Origin of the sequence: Alkaliphilus serpentinus (assembly GCF_009017255.1) — a bacterium.
Taxonomy (GTDB): Bacteria; Bacillota; Clostridia; order Peptostreptococcales; family Natronincolaceae; genus Alkaliphilus_D; species Alkaliphilus_D serpentinus.
Map to the genome: position 1 here is coordinate 39244 of NZ_WBZB01000036.1, position 14967 is coordinate 54210.

Below are 14967 nucleotides of genomic sequence, written 5' to 3' on the forward strand. Positions count from 1 at the left end.
GATTTTAATGATGAAAAATTATGAATCCCTATATAAGGAATGGCAATTTATAAGAAGCTGTTCCATTAGCTTTATCAATGAATTAAGGGATGAGGACTTAGACAAAGAGTTACCCCGTAAAGGCTTAAATACCTTTAGAAAGCACTTTGAAGAAATGATCAATATAGAAAAGGATTTTATAAAGGCAATAGAAACTAAAGTGATGAGATTCAGCGATATATCCGATAGTGATATTAAAGGTAAGATGTCCAAGAAAGTATTGATCAGTACCATGGAAATGGTTGATGCAACCCTGTCTTCAGCCTTAGAGGCTTTAGAGGGGGAGGAGTATATAGAATGGGGTGGAGAGAAACAATCTCTATCCTTCTACCTAGCATTCTTAATTTCCCACGAATCCATGCATGTGGGTCAAATAATTGCCTTCTGCTATGCCCTAGATATTGATATACCCCAGTATGTGGTTAAAAATTGGGCTTTGTCGGGGAAGTAAAGTATTGAAAAAGCTATGGTGTTCACACCATAGCTTTTTTAGTCCTATTTTAAGATATTCCAATAATGAAAGATAAACATTAATAATAGGGCAGCTACAGAATAGAGGCTATAATGGATGCGGCCAATCATACCCCAGAGCTTCTTCCACCAAGCCATAGCTGTAAAAATAATTAGCCCAAGGGTTAAGCCATATAACAATATTGGTAAAATACTATACAAAGCTCCTGTTTCTGATGGGGTATAGGCATCCTTTGGCATTTGGTAAACTGGATCCATACTTCCAGAGGAAAGGAAGCTGGTCAATAATATCAGAACAGCTATACCAAAGGCTATTGCCACCCATTGGGCAGCTAGGGGAAGTCCCGAAGCTTTAGGCCTTTTCTTTATAAAAGCTAAAACCTTTTTCAACAGCCAGAATATAAGGGATAACAGAATGATTAGCAAGGAAATTAGTATTCCAGAGACTGTAAAGGCTGATGTAGCATAAAAGGGAGCCTTTGAATAGGTCATCGGGCCACCAGAGGCTAACAGGATATTTCCCATAGGGTCTTCTTTAAAGACTATATGACTAAAGGGACCATTATAATCCTGACTTCTTCCTTCTCTGAGATTCTTATATACCCCAGGTTCTAACTCAATGAATTTACTGGTTTCTCCTAGATAATTAACGATTAAATGGCCAGACTCATCTCCTTTAACATGAATTGGTCCCATCAATAAGCTGGTGATTTTCTCAGAGGTTGTAACACTTTTTCTATTCATTTGATATTCGCCAATGTATTGCTTCGATCTTTCCATACTACCGGCTGGAGGCTCTTCTTTAATTGGAGCTTCAACTGGGTAGAGATAATCCATAAGACTTTGAAAGACTTCACTATAAAGATAGTGACCTCCGCCACTATAGGAAATAAACAAGCCTATATCTTCCTCTGGGATTAAGTATAATCCTGTACTATATAGCATAGTTGCCCCGCCATGGAAGATCACCCTTTTATGATTATAGGTACCTTCTATAAAACCAAGGGTCATACCACCTAAGGTAGGATGGTGGGTAAAGCGCTGTTGATGCATTAAATCAACAGTGGCAGAATTTAAGATTTTAGCACCATTATAGCTACCGCTCTCCAAATGTGCCAACATAAACCGAGCCATATCGGAGGCTGAGGAGCTACCACTTCCAGCAGCTGTTGGAATCACATACTCAAAGCTACCTTCTTTGAAGGAGTCATCTGTAAATCGATAGGCCTTGGACATGTCATCGTGTAAGCCTTGGGGAAGGGGCTGTTTAAAGATGGTGTGATTCATTCCCAAAGGGCTAAAAATATTTTCTTCTACATACTCTGAGAAGGGCATCCCTGAAATCCTTTCTACAATATAGCCTGCCAATGCTGTACCATAATTGGAGTAGGCCATAACCTCACCGGGAGGGAATATTCTTGCAGGTAGATGTTCCTTTATGTATTCATCAAAGGGAATGAGCTCTTGGGGATGAAGTCTAAAGAGGTTGTTAACATAATCCTCAAAGCCTGCCGTGTGGGTCATAAGGTAGCTTAAGGTAATGGCCTCAGCTGTAGTATTCTCTAAGGCACCTTCAAGCTTATAGGGTATCTCAAAATCTAGGTAGGTATTAATGTCTTCATCTAAATCTAATTTTCCTACTTCAACCAATTGCATCACTGCTGTCCATGTGAATAGCTTAGAGGTAGAACCGATCCTAAAGAGGGTGGTATCAGCATCCACTGGAAGCTTCTTTTCAATATCCTGAAGGCCATAGCCCTTTTTAAATAAAACTTCACCATCCATAACCAAGGAAACCGTTGCATTGGGTATATTATATTCCTCTATCTTTGAGGTCATGATGTTATCAATAAACTCTTCAACCTTGACGATTTCATTATTAGTGGCAAAAACACTAGATGCGGGTGAAACAAATGAAAAGGTCAAAAATAACCCTAATATGAATAGTATGTTTAATCTCTTTAACACAATAAGCACCCCTTTATTTTGATTACTGATTTTTTTTAATCCTTGTTGATAGTACTATATCTTCAGCTGCACTACCAAGAATCTCCATCAAATCCTTTATACTTAAATCCTTAGGAAGCAAGCCATTGGCTGTCATCACAGAAAGTCCCAATTGAAAGGTCCTCACCTTAAAAAGTATGGTTTTTAATTCCTCCTCAGAAAAGCCTTCTAGCTCAGGGTCTTTTTTCATTTCTTCAACCAACATGGGTAGCATGTCTTCATCATAGTTCTTCAAGTAATTGCCGTCCTTCAAAACCAAATCTCTAAAAAGAACACTATACTCTTGGGCAAACTTGAAGCTGGCCATACCCATATCATAGAAGGGGTTTCCTGTAGATTCCTCAGCCAAGAGCTGTTGACTCATTTCCATAATTCTATTAACCACGGCTTCGATTAATTCATGTATATCCTTGAAATTTACATAGATGGGAGCCACAGAGCTACCAAGCTTTTCGGCAATTTTTCTCATAGTTATACCATCCATACCTTCTTCCTTTGCTATCTCAAAGGCTACATCAACTATTTGCTCCTTAGTGAATTTAACCCTTGGACCCATAATATCATCTCCTTAAATAAGTATAGTTATATAACATATGTTATATAATACTATATATAATTTTCTTTTGCAATGGTTTTTTGAAATTTTTTCCCAACAATTAAAAAGAAACCTATCTGATTTATAAATTAGACAAGTTTCCGTTAATAATAGAGATTATTTTATTCCTGCCAGTCCAAGCTCTTCTGCAGCTTCCTTCATACCCTCTATGGTCCAAAGAATCACAGTATCTAAGTCCATATCAATCATATCACAGCCTGCCAAAATCACCTCGCGATTTACTCCAGCAGCAAAGCTTTTTGATTTAAATTTCTTCTTAACGGACTTAACCTCTAAATCTAAAATACTCTTATCGGGTCGCATAAGTACAGCAGCATTAATCAGTCCTGTAAGTTCGTCTATGGTGTATAAAACCTTCTCCATTTTTAATGTAGGTTCAACATCAATACAGATATTCCAACCATGGGAGATAACAGCATGAATAATATCCTCAGAGATGCCTTCCTTCTCTAAGATTTCTTTGCTCTTATGACAATGCTCCTCTGGATATAGCTCATAATCGATATCGTGAAGAAGACCAACTATGCCCCAATATACTTCATCTTCATTGAATTTTCTAGCATAATAGCCCATAACAGCCTCAACAGCAAGGCCATGGTCGATTAAAGCTTTACTTTTATTGTACTTCTTTAATAATTCTAATGCATCCTCTCGTGTCATCATCTGCTTTCCTCCTCGTAGTTTATTTTTGATAATAGAATCATTATATTAATGGGTAAGAATATTCCTTAGGCAAAAAGATGGTAAACAGGGTTCCGATACTATCATAGCCTTCAACGATGATTTCCCCGTTTAGTTTTTTCACAATTTTCTTAACAATATCAAGGCCATAGCCATGGTCTGGACCACTTTTGGTGGTATAGCCAGGTAGAAATATCGATTCGTATAAATGGGGTGAAAGGACTGGATAGGAATTTCCAATCATGATGATATAGTTATTTTCATCTTCTTTTATTTCTATGGTTAAAAGTTTATCTTCAATGGGAGCCCTTTCCAATTCATAGATAGCATTATCTAATAAATTAAAAAAAATCCTAGATAAATCTATGGAGTCAATTCTTAGTTCCTTTAAATTCGTACTAATGTCGATCTCGATATTAATCCCTTTATTTTCTGCGATGGCACATTTTCTATATAAAATGGCTGCCACCTCGACGTTTTCAATCCTGGAAATCATGAAGGTTTCATCGGTTCTGCCGCTTATATCATAGATATAATCTAAGGCCTTTTCACTTTTATCCATTTTTATCATCCCAGCAACTACATTTAAATGATTCAGAAAATCATGCTTTTGACCCCTTAAAGCTTCGATAACCTCTTTAGAGTGGTTAAGCTTCCTCACGGACTCCTCTTCCTTCTTTAAAAAACCGAACATATATAAAACATTAACAATAGCAGCAACCCCTAATAAGTTTAGTAAAAATACAATTACAAAGGGATACTGATATACGAAGGATTTGGCATAGGTTTGTATAATTAAATTGTTAGTTAAAAATATGATTGCTATACTTTGCAGTAATACTAGCAAAATCAAAATATATGCTTTGTTTTTAAAATTCATTTTAATCGCCTTCTTTTGCAACATTATTGTTATTTCTTAGATTTATTAGTGTAAACTTTAAAATATACCCTAATAGAAAGGCAATAATTAAAAGAATATCAGAAATCAATATTGCCAACAGGGTATAGCCAGGGCTTGCATTAATAAAGGCTATAAGGTCCATTTTAAAAAACATAATAACAGGTAATAGAAAAATAGCTTCTCCCCAAAAAATCAGTAAAAAAGAAAGTAAGGAAGAAATGACTGCTGTCAAAAGAGGAACCTTTCCTATGAACAATACTAACAAAGAGAATAAAAATAACAGAATAAATGAATGGGTTCCTAAGGGTATTGCTAAATAGGAATACATTGTTCTAACCCAGTAAACAAAAGATCCGTAGATTATAGCTATCATAATTAATGTATTCAATTTTAATCTAAAGCCCAGTAGGCTAAGGCTTGCTCCTGCCATAAAGAAGCCCTCAAGCGTATAAGAAAGTAACAATTCTATAAATTTCAATATTTACACCCCTATTCAGATTCATTACAATTAATTTTGTAGCTCCTTTGGTACTTCAGGTTGATATCCAACCCAGCTTGACGCAGAAGCTATATTTGTAAAGGCTGCAAATGTAAGTAAGGTAATAATCAATTGAACTAATCTTTTTTTCATTTTTATTCCACCCTTCTAAATAGTAAGTTAAGGATTTGATCGACTTTGTTGTATAACTTGTAACCGTTTTTGGTTAATGTCATAGACTGCCATAGAATTCCTAGGGTTGAAGCATAAATGATTATTGATACATGAGGAATTCTAAGGAACCAGTAAATACACATAAAGCACCATAATGACAAAACTATAAATGATCTTCTTTTCAGCTGGTACCTTTTAGTAATAGTAGTAATAGGCTTACCAGGGGTGTCGGCAGGAGCATATTTTCCTATAGCCCAAAGAGCAATAAAAAATGTTACTATAATAAAGCTATATAAAGTAGCTTTACTTATAAGGAAATACTTCACAATTAAGCCTAAGAGATTAGAGATGATTGCACCATTAATGGCACAATTTCTTATATTGGAATTATGGGCTCCTCCAGAAAATCCTCTAAGTATAGAAACTGCAAATAAAATAATCAGTACTTCTTTGAATACTCCAATAATCAAAGCCAGTAGAAGAGCCAATGAGTAAGAAATTACAGAGTTTATAATTATTCGAGTTCCATAGGTCAAAACAATCCTTTGCTTTTCATCTATTTGAGAGTGCTTATTTAATTGACTAAGAATTTTATCAATACAGGAATCAATGGTTATGTTTTTTATCATCAATCATACACCTCTAAAAAATATTTATTTCTGTAAATGCAAGAATTCGACATCTTGTTTTAAAATCCTCCATTTATTTTAATGCAATATGTGGGACATCCATAGAGTAGGCCTATTTACTTAGCATGGATTTTACCCATTAACATCTTACTCATCTTCCTAACTAAATTCAAACTATATCATTATTATATAGGATTAATGGAAAAAGTAATAGAAGATGTGGTTATTGACGAAGGTCTCTTAACTAAAAATATGATGAAGAAGGTGAAATAGTGAATTTATCAGAAACTCTTCAATTAACAATTGATCTTGTTTTTGGGTTTATAGGTTTATTTATAGTTATGAAGATTATTAGAAGAACTCAAATCAATGCTATCACCCCCTTCGACTTCATCTCCGCTATAGTATTGGGGGAGCTTCTGGGCAATGCAGTTTATGACAGTGAAGTTAAAATATGGAGCATATTATATTCATTGGCCCTTTGGACGGCTTTGATGGCTATAGTAGAAAAGATCACTACGAAATTTAAAGGATCAAGAAAATTGTTGGAAGGAGATCCAGCCATACTGGTAAGGGATGGTGAAATTGATTACAATGCTCTTAAAAAAGAAAAGCTGGATATTAATGAGCTCCTTAGTCTTTTAAGACAAAAAGATCTATTTTCTATTCGAGAAATTGAATATGCATTGTTAGAGCAGAGTGGAAATATCAGCGTATTAAAAAAACCAAAGTATGACACTCCTACCCAAGGAGATTTAGATATATCCCCCAAAAAAGCCTATCTCTCAGTTACATTGATTTTAGATGGAGAAGTTGTTGAAGAAAATTTAGAGGCCATTGGCTTTAATAAAGGCTGGTTGTTATCACAGATCAATAGCTTCGATATACAAAAGATAGAGGATGTTTTTTATGCCGATTGGAAGGAGGATGAAGGAATTCATGTGATGCCACGCAAATAAAAAACTTCCTAAAATTTAGGTATTACCATTATAATAGATATAAGTAGTAAAACTATTTTAGTAAATTGAGGGGAAGTTGACCTGTAATGAAATCTTTGTTTATTGCTGAAAAACCCAGTGTGGCATTGGAAATTGCCAAAGCTTTAAATATTAATGGAGCAAAAAGAAATGGATATATTGAATCAGAAAATGCTATTGTTACATGGTGTGTAGGTCACCTAGTAAATATGAGCTATCCAGAAAAATACGATTCTAAGTATAAGAAGTGGACCTTAAAGGATCTACCCTTTATGCCTAAGATTTATAGATATGAAGTGATTGCAAATGTAAAGAAACAGTTTCAAATTGTGAAGGAGCAATTATTAAGATCAGATGTTTCAACTATTTATGTGTGCACCGACTCCGGAAGAGAGGGTGAATACATATATAGGCTTGTAGATGATATGGTTCAGGTTAAAAATAAAGAAAAACGAAGGGTATGGATTGATTCTCAAACAGTGGAGGAAATTAAAAGAGGTGTTAAAGAGGCAAAGTCTTTATCAGAATATGATAATTTAGCAGCAGCTGCCTATCTGAGAGCCAAAGAAGATTATTTAATGGGAATTAATTTTTCTCGTTTATTAACCTTATCCTTTGGGAAAAGATTAAGCAGTCAATTGGGTAAGAAATATGTAGTAATTGCCGTTGGAAGGGTTATGACCTGCGTCCTTGGTATGATTGTAGAAAGGGAGCTTGAAATTAGAAACTTTACTAAAACGCCCTATTATAAGATACAGGCTACATTTCCAGTAAATGTTGAATTTCAATATACCGGTGAATGGAAGGTTACAGAAGACTCTAAACTTCACATGTCAAGGCTTTTATTTAAGGATATTGGTTTTTTAAATAAGGAAAGGGCATTGGAGTTTATAGATGGGCTAAGGGATGGTAACGACCCCGTAAAGGGAATCATCACAGCCATAAACCGAAAAAAGGAAAGGAAGAATCCACCATTACTTTATAACTTAGCTGAGCTACAAAATGATCTTGCCAAAAGATTTAAATTGAGTCCTGATGAAACCTTAAAAATTGCTCAAAAGTTATATGAGAAAAAGCTTTTAACCTATCCTAGAACCGATGCAAGGGTTATATCTAAGGCTGTTGCTAAGGAGATAGAAACTAATCTTAAGGGATTGCAAAACCTTGATAAAAGATGTCAGCTCAACAATGAGGAGAAGGCCATAAGTGGCTATGCTAATGAAATACTAAAGAAGGGACTCTTCAAGGATTTAGAAAAAACCAGGTATGTTAATGATAAGGCCATTACAGATCACTACGCAATCATTCCAACAGGCCAAGGGCTTGAGGCCCTAAATAGGCTGAATGATGAAGAGAAAAAGGTGTATATCCTTATCGTCAGACGATTCCTTTCAATTTTTTATCCACCAGCTGTTTTTAATCAGCTTTCTATTACAACCAAGATTAAAGAGGAGAGTTTTTATACAAATTCTAAGGTATGTATAGATGAGGGCTATTTAAGAATTATTGGAGAAGAGGCTAAGGACAATGATTCGAAGGCTGAGAGGGCAGAGCTTCTCAGTAAGCTGAAAAAGGGACAATTAATTGAAAATATTTCATTGGAATTAAAGGAGTCAGAAACTACACCTCCTAAACGCTACACCTCAGGATCCATTATTCTGGCAATGGAGAATGCTGGTAAACTCATTGAGGATGAGGAATTAAGGGAGCAAATAAAGGGTAGTGGGATAGGTACCAGTGCCACTAGGGCAGAAATCCTAAATAAGCTTCAAAAAATCCATTACATCCATCTTAATAAAAAAACACAGATTTTAACTCCAACCACCTTAGGAGAAAAAATTTATGGAGTGGTAAAGACATCTATTCCTTCATTAATTAAGCCAGAGCTTACTGCCAGCTGGGAGAAGGGACTTAGCATGATTGCTAGAGGGGAAATTACCTCAGAAGAGTATATGATTAAGCTAGAAGCCTATATAGAAAAGAACGTAAAAAAGGTGCTGACCTCTATATAATTTTTAGAGCTCAGCACCCTTTCAGACTGTTGAAAAGCACCTGTCTTCATCGTTGCTTCAAGAAATCAGCACCCTTACGTATTAAGTATACGCTTCATTCGCTGCTTTCTTTTGCGCCTTGAATCCAAGTACTTTTGAACAGTCTGCTTACGTGAAAAGCACCTGTCTTCATCATTGCTTCAAGATGATTTCATAAAATGCTTCGACCTTTCGAAGCTACAATCATTCAACATTTAACATTCAACATTAAACATTAGCTTTTATCTTATAACCTGTCCTCGCCTATGTATCGTAGGTACCTTAACAGGTAAAGTCTCTAGTTTTTCTGCAATTCTATTGGTAATTTCAAAATGATCTCCAAAATGCATCGGAACCATCAGCTTTGGTTTAATGTTTTCAGCAAAATATTTACCAGCTAAGTAGTAGTATTCCTCTAGTCTTGGGTCTACAGGAACAAAGGAGATATCAATATTTTTATCAGAAAGATACTTTAATTCATTTTTAAAATCAACCTCCTCTTGAAGCTGTTTCTCCTTAGAAAATTCCTTCCAGTGCCACCAGTTTAAATCACCAGAATGGAAGATGCTCAAGCCCTCTACTTCAATGTAGAAGGAAACCCCTTGATCGGTAGATCCAAAGGCTTCAATAACTAAACCATTTACCTCAAGACCCTCATATTTATCCAAGAAGTAATAGTTCTTTTTAGGCTTCTCCACCTTTATATCACTACTTAAGATATAGGTTATATTGGGGTTTATCTGTTCCCATTGGAATATTACCGGATTATAGTGGTCAGAATGGCTGTGGGTGACAAAAACCAAAATATCCTTATCTGTTTTAAGTAGTTCTCTGGTAACTACACCATTCTCAATATTTCTCTCTTTACCCTTAGGGGGGACATCATGAAAATAGTCAAAGATTAGCAGATGATTCAATGTTTCAATTGTAAAGCTGCTATGATGAAGGTAGCGAATTGTATATTTTACATCCATTTTAATACCTCCTAAATTTTGTTATATTTTAATGATACCATAAAAATGCATAAACAAATCAAAAATGGACTCTGTTTATTAATAACAAAGTCCATTTTTCAGACTGTTGAAAAACTATCATATTCTTTGTTGCTGCAGAAATCCAGCAGTCTAGAGTATTTCCGTATACGCTGCAACCGCTGGATTTCCTTGCGCCTCGACTCTAACAGTTTTTGAACAGTCAGGATTTTGTCGACTTTTTCGACAACCTCAAAAATGGACTCTGTTTACTAACAAAGTCCATTTTTATTACACTTTAGGAATATTTCTTCCGTAGAAAATTTCAGCCATTTCTCTTTTCAGGTGCTGTTTTATTTTTTTCCTTTCACCTGGGAGCAATTCAGTCTTCTTTACTCCAAAAAGGTAGTTATCCAAATCAAACTCCTTCAATAGCATTTTTGTATGGAATATGTTTTCTTGATACACATTTACATCGATCATTTGATAGCGATTCCTTGTATCGCTGGAAATATAGTTTTGAATGGAGTTGATTTTATGATCGATAAAGAATTTTTTTCCTGTTACATCTCTGGTAAAGCCCCTAACCCTATAATCGATGGTCATGATATCTGAATCGAAGCTGTGAATAAGGTAATTTAGTGCCTTTAATGGTGATATATGTCCACAGGTGGAAACATCAATATCTGCTCTAAAGGTACTTATACCATCATCAGGGTGACTCTCGGGATAGGTGTGAACAGTAATATGGCTTTTATCTAGATGTCCAACTACAGTTTCTGGTAGTGGACCAGGTGTTTCATTTGCAGCATCCTCATGGGCTTCTTGTGTAACTAGCCCTTCTGAAACCAGCATGGTAACACTGGCTCCCTGGGGATCATAGTCTTGTTTCGCTATATTTAAGATATTTGCACCTATAATATTAGCAACATCAGTGAGGATTTTCGTAAGCCTATCTGCACTATATTGTTCATCAATGTACTCAATATAACCCTTTCTATCCTCTAATGTTTTAGCATAGCAAATATCGTACATATTAAAACTAAGAGTTTTTGTAAGATTATTAAATCCGTACAATTTAAGCTTTTTTATACCTTTAATTTCCATTTTAGAATATCTTCCTCCCTTACTGTTTCCAAGGTGAAACATTTTAAAAAATATCTGCGATTTCAATTATAAACCTAGTTAAAAAATATATCAAGTACTTGAAGCTACTTATTATAAGTTTATCCATAAAATTTTTATTTAAAAGGAATATTTGCTTTAGTTCCTATTTAATGGTGGCTGTTAGGGGCCTCTTGATAAGCATTTAAAATGTAAAATATATTTAAACGGTTATAGATTCAACATAAATATGGTATAATCACCTTGAATAATATGTTATTAGAGTATTTCTTACAAATAAAGTATAAATAAGGAGTGGTTCCACTATGGCACTAAACATTGTTCTGCATCAACCCGAGATTCCTCAAAACACTGGAAATATAGCAAGGACCTGCGTTGTCACCGACAGTGTATTACATATCATTGGCCCAACGGGCTTTTCAATGGAGGAAAAGCACCTTAAGAGGGCAGGTTTAGATTATTGGGACTTGCTGGATCTTAGGTACTATGAAAACTATGAAGAGTTCCAAACCAAAAACCAAGGAGCTATGATTTATTATGCCACCACTAAGGCTGAATTGACATACTCGGATTTTAAATATGAAGATAACTGCTATATCATGTTTGGGAAAGAAACAGCAGGAATACCAAAGGAGATTTTACAGGAAAATAAAAACACCTGTATCAGAATTCCAATGCTTAATATAGAAAGGGCCAGATCTCTAAATCTATCCAACTCTGTGGCAATCGTTGCCTATGAAGTATTACGTCAGTGGGGATTTCCCAATATGCGATAATTATTTCTATTAGGAAGGATTTCTATTAGCAATATTGAATTAATAAAATTATAAAAAGAATATAAGGGAAAGGGGTAGGGATATATGAGTAGAGTGAAAATTATTACCGATAGCATGACGGATTTACCAAATGAAATTATTAATAGGTATGAAATTAAAGTACTACCACTTACGATTTCCTTTGGTGAAGAGGAATATAGAGATGGTGTAGATTTATCAAGTCAAGACTTTTACAGCAAATTGTCAAAAGCTAAGGAGTTACCGAGAACCTCCCAGATACCCCCGCAGGTTTTTTATGATACCTTTAAAGGCCTACTGGAGGAGGGGCATGAAATCCTATGTATAAATGGTTCGAGTCGAGCAAGTGGTACTCATCAATCTGCATTACTGGCTAAGACGGATCTATCCTCTGATAAAATACAAGTTTTCGACACCATGGGTCTTTCCTTTGGTGGAGGACTTCTGGTTTTAGAAGCGGCTAGGATGGCTGAAGAGGGTCTTAAAAAAGAAGATATTATTGTAAAACTTACAGAATATAAAGAAAGGGTAGATCATATCTTCACGGTTGAAACCCTTGAATACTTGAAAAAGGGGGGCAGGTTAAATCCAATGAAGGCGGTTATTGGTGGAATATTGAATGTAAAACCAATACTAACAGTCGCCAATGGTATTGTAGAACCCCTTGATAAGGTAAGGGGTAGTAAAAAGGTAATCGGTAAAATGGTAGAGCTAGCCAGTGAACGTGGGGGCGATTTTAAAGATAAAACCATCGCCTTGGCCCATGCCAATTCACCGGAGGCTGTAAACTCTTTAAGGGAAAAGGTTTTACAGGAATTAAACCCTAAAGAGGTGATTACTGCTGATATCGGCTGTACCATAGGAACCCATGCAGGGCCTGGTACCCTTGCTTTGTTCTACTTTAAATAGAAAGATATTAATATTCAGAATAAATAATTAACAATATATTGACAATCAATTAACAATGAAAAACAGCCAAAGTTGTTTTTTTGTATAAATTCAATAATATTTTTAGTAAAAAAACAGTTGCCGACGGGCGATGTCTTATAATATAATGTGTATTGAAGAGGGGGTTACAGTTTTTTTCTAGTTATCACCTCAACTACATGTTAATAATTTATTTACTGGAAGAAAAATGCGGGAGAGACTTGACTGGTTATTAACCAAGTTAAGCGCCGAAGGAAGAAGTTAGACAATTCGCCATTGTTTAGTGAAAATCTCAGGCAAAAGGACCGTGTTTGGACAGTACCTCTGGAAAGCGAAGGTGCACCGAAGGAGCAATTCTCTTAGGAGAAGAATCTCTCAGGTTAATAAACAGAGTGAACTTATGGCAACGGGCGTTGACATTGGTTTGCTCTGTTTTTGTTTTGACAAATTGAGGTAATAGCAATTAATCTAAGCATAACCTTCAATGGAATGGGGATACCAAAGAATAGGTATACTATACAGTGATAAGGAGAAAAATATGAAGGCTATAATAGAAACCAACAATCCTTTGGTAGCTGAAAAATATAAAGATCAATACATGATAGATTTCCATGAAGATAGTTTAGTTTCAGTTTTAAATAGGGTTAGGGATAAAATACATGAGGGTCATCAACTTTTAACTCACCCCCTATCAGGGAGTGTTAAGCCTAATGAAACCATCTACAAGAGTATCCTGTTATCCTACTCCAAAGGGGAACTAGACATGAATTCCCTTATGATTATTGAATCCAGTATAGAAACAGCTTTAAAGTTGATTCATATGAAAAAGCCTCCCCAATGGAGTGAAAAAATATTAGCAGATTTCAGGGAAATCGATTATACCCTTATTAAAAGTGGTATAGAAAGCATGAGACAGCTGGGGTAGAATGGCAATTAAGAATTAAGAATTAAGAATTAGGAATTTAAGATTGAAGTAGAAATATGCAAGTGCAAATTTCAACATTAATTCAACATTCAACATTCAACATTCAACATTTAACATTAAGTATTCAACTTTCAATTTATTATGTTCAACAATACAGGCAAAACTTAAAATTAATATATATTTAAAAGATTAAAGGAGTGAATCTAATGGAAAAAATCTATGACGTAGTCATAATTGGTGGTGGACCTGCCGGACTTGCAGCAGGACTTTACTCAGCAAGGGCTAAGATGTCAACATTAATTTTAGAGAAGGATAAAACTGGCGGTCAAATCGCATCAACTGAAGAAGTAGCCAATTATCCAGGTTCAATTGAGCATGCAACGGGTCCTTCCTTAGTAGCTAGAATGGTGGATCAATGTAAGGAATTTGGTGCTGCAATTGAAAAGGATACCATAAAAGAGGTACAGGTTAATGACAAGATTAAGGTTTTAGTAGGTGAGAAGGCAACCTATAAAGCTAGGGCAATCATTGCTGCACCTGGAGCTTCTCCAAGACTTTTAGGGGTTCCTGGAGAAAAGGAGTTAACCGGTAAGGGTGTATCCTATTGTGCAACATGCGATGCTGATTTCTTTACAGATTTTGAAGTTTTTGTTGTAGGTGGGGGAGACTCAGCAGTTGAAGAAGCCATGTTCTTAACAAGATTCGCCAGAAAGGTAACAATCGTACATAGAAGAGAAGAACTAAAGGCTGCTAAATCAATTCAAGAAAAAGCCTTTAAAAACCCCAAAATTGACTTCATGTGGAATAGCACTATAGAAGAAATTAAAGGTGATGGAATTGTTGAGGCTGTAACATTTAAAAATCTTGTAACAGGAGAAACCACTGAATATAAAGCAGATGAAGAAGATGGAACCTTTGGAATCTTTGTATTCGTAGGATATAACCCACAAACTGAAATATTTAAGGGTATTTTAGATATGGATGCTGTTGGTTACTTTATTACAGATGACAACATGAAAACCAATGTACCAGGGGTCTTTGCTGCCGGTGACTGTAGGGTAAAAACCTTAAGACAGGTTGTAACAGCTGTTTCTGATGGAGCAATAGCCGCAGTACAAGCTGAAAAATATATAGATCATAATTTTCATGAATAATAAATCTTAAAGGATATTTTAAGCATTCCTGTAATACGTGAAAATAAACTTTGAAAACTAAAAAACCT

The 14967-nt window shown here is 35.4% G+C and carries 16 protein-coding genes and 2 riboswitches; of the genes, 7 read left to right on the forward strand and 9 right to left on the reverse strand.

The features are described 5' to 3' along the window. Window positions 1–7: 7 nt before the first annotated feature. Window positions 8–490 (forward strand): DinB family protein, encoded by a 483-nt coding sequence (locus F8153_RS10050; RefSeq protein WP_151866231.1) that lies wholly within the window; start codon window positions 8–10, stop codon window positions 488–490. A 44-nt stretch (window positions 491–534) separates the two neighbouring features. Here F8153_RS10050 and F8153_RS10055 read toward each other — a convergent pair whose 3' ends face one another. The 7 genes from F8153_RS10055 to F8153_RS10085 form a co-directional block, all read right to left on the reverse strand. Continuing rightward, on the reverse strand, window positions 535–2478 hold the full coding sequence (locus F8153_RS10055) for a serine hydrolase domain-containing protein (RefSeq protein ID WP_207707721.1): 1944 nt from the start codon (window positions 2476–2478) through the stop codon (window positions 535–537). A 22-nt stretch (window positions 2479–2500) separates the two neighbouring features. Then, entirely contained in the window at window positions 2501–3073 is a 573-nt protein-coding gene (locus F8153_RS10060; RefSeq protein ID WP_151866232.1) for a TetR/AcrR family transcriptional regulator, read from the reverse strand. 156 nt (window positions 3074–3229) lie between these two features. After that, window positions 3230–3796 (reverse strand): HDIG domain-containing metalloprotein, encoded by a 567-nt coding sequence (locus F8153_RS10065; RefSeq protein WP_151866233.1) that lies wholly within the window; start codon window positions 3794–3796, stop codon window positions 3230–3232. 40 nt (window positions 3797–3836) lie between these two features. Further along, window positions 3837–4694, reverse strand: a complete 858-nt coding sequence (locus F8153_RS10070; RefSeq protein ID WP_192929765.1) for a sensor histidine kinase — start codon at window positions 4692–4694, stop codon at window positions 3837–3839. A 1-nt stretch (window position 4695) separates the two neighbouring features. Then, window positions 4696–5193 (reverse strand): hypothetical protein, encoded by a 498-nt coding sequence (locus tag F8153_RS10075; protein ID WP_151866235.1) that lies wholly within the window; start codon window positions 5191–5193, stop codon window positions 4696–4698. A gap of 30 nt (window positions 5194–5223) precedes the next feature. Beyond that, on the reverse strand, window positions 5224–5346 hold the full coding sequence (locus tag F8153_RS10080; RefSeq protein WP_151866236.1) for a cyclic lactone autoinducer peptide: 123 nt from the start codon (window positions 5344–5346) through the stop codon (window positions 5224–5226). 2 nt (window positions 5347–5348) lie between these two features. Further along, on the reverse strand, window positions 5349–5996 hold the full coding sequence (locus F8153_RS10085) for an accessory gene regulator ArgB-like protein (RefSeq protein ID WP_151866237.1): 648 nt from the start codon (window positions 5994–5996) through the stop codon (window positions 5349–5351). 272 nt (window positions 5997–6268) lie between these two features. On the opposite strand from F8153_RS10085, the gene F8153_RS10090 reads away from it, so the two are divergent. Together F8153_RS10090 and F8153_RS10095 are read left to right on the forward strand one after the other, a co-directional pair. Then, a complete protein-coding gene (locus tag F8153_RS10090; protein WP_207707722.1) occupies window positions 6269–6955 on the forward strand; it encodes a DUF421 domain-containing protein in 687 nt (228 codons plus the stop codon). A gap of 86 nt (window positions 6956–7041) precedes the next feature. Then, the gene (locus F8153_RS10095) at window positions 7042–8985 is read left to right on the forward strand and encodes a DNA topoisomerase (protein ID WP_151866238.1); all 1944 of its coding nucleotides are present in this window, start codon (window positions 7042–7044) and stop codon (window positions 8983–8985) included. A 260-nt stretch (window positions 8986–9245) separates the two neighbouring features. Here F8153_RS10095 and F8153_RS10100 read toward each other — a convergent pair whose 3' ends face one another. Then, complete coding sequence (locus F8153_RS10100) at window positions 9246–9977, reverse strand: MBL fold metallo-hydrolase (RefSeq protein WP_151866239.1); 732 nt, start codon at window positions 9975–9977, stop codon at window positions 9246–9248. A 288-nt stretch (window positions 9978–10265) separates the two neighbouring features. Then, window positions 10266–11081 (reverse strand): adenosylmethionine decarboxylase, encoded by an 816-nt coding sequence (gene speD / locus F8153_RS10105; protein WP_151866240.1) that lies wholly within the window; start codon window positions 11079–11081, stop codon window positions 10266–10268. 323 nt (window positions 11082–11404) lie between these two features. Between speD and F8153_RS10110 the strand changes: the two genes are divergently transcribed. From F8153_RS10110 to trxB, 4 genes are all read left to right on the forward strand, one after another. Next, a complete protein-coding gene (locus tag F8153_RS10110) occupies window positions 11405–11875 on the forward strand; it encodes a tRNA (cytidine(34)-2'-O)-methyltransferase (protein ID WP_151866241.1) in 471 nt (156 codons plus the stop codon). Between the two features lie 84 nt (window positions 11876–11959). Next, the gene (locus F8153_RS10115; protein WP_151866242.1) at window positions 11960–12802 is read left to right on the forward strand and encodes a DegV family protein; all 843 of its coding nucleotides are present in this window, start codon (window positions 11960–11962) and stop codon (window positions 12800–12802) included. A gap of 219 nt (window positions 12803–13021) precedes the next feature. Continuing rightward, window positions 13022–13138: riboswitch (glycine riboswitch) on the forward strand. Beyond that, window positions 13139–13221, forward strand: a riboswitch (glycine riboswitch). Between the two features lie 137 nt (window positions 13222–13358). After that, a complete protein-coding gene (locus F8153_RS10120; RefSeq protein ID WP_151866243.1) occupies window positions 13359–13745 on the forward strand; it encodes a GrdX family protein in 387 nt (128 codons plus the stop codon). Between the two features lie 206 nt (window positions 13746–13951). Then, complete coding sequence (trxB, locus tag F8153_RS10130) at window positions 13952–14899, forward strand: thioredoxin-disulfide reductase (protein WP_151866244.1); 948 nt, start codon at window positions 13952–13954, stop codon at window positions 14897–14899. Window positions 14900–14967: the final 68 nt, after the last annotated feature.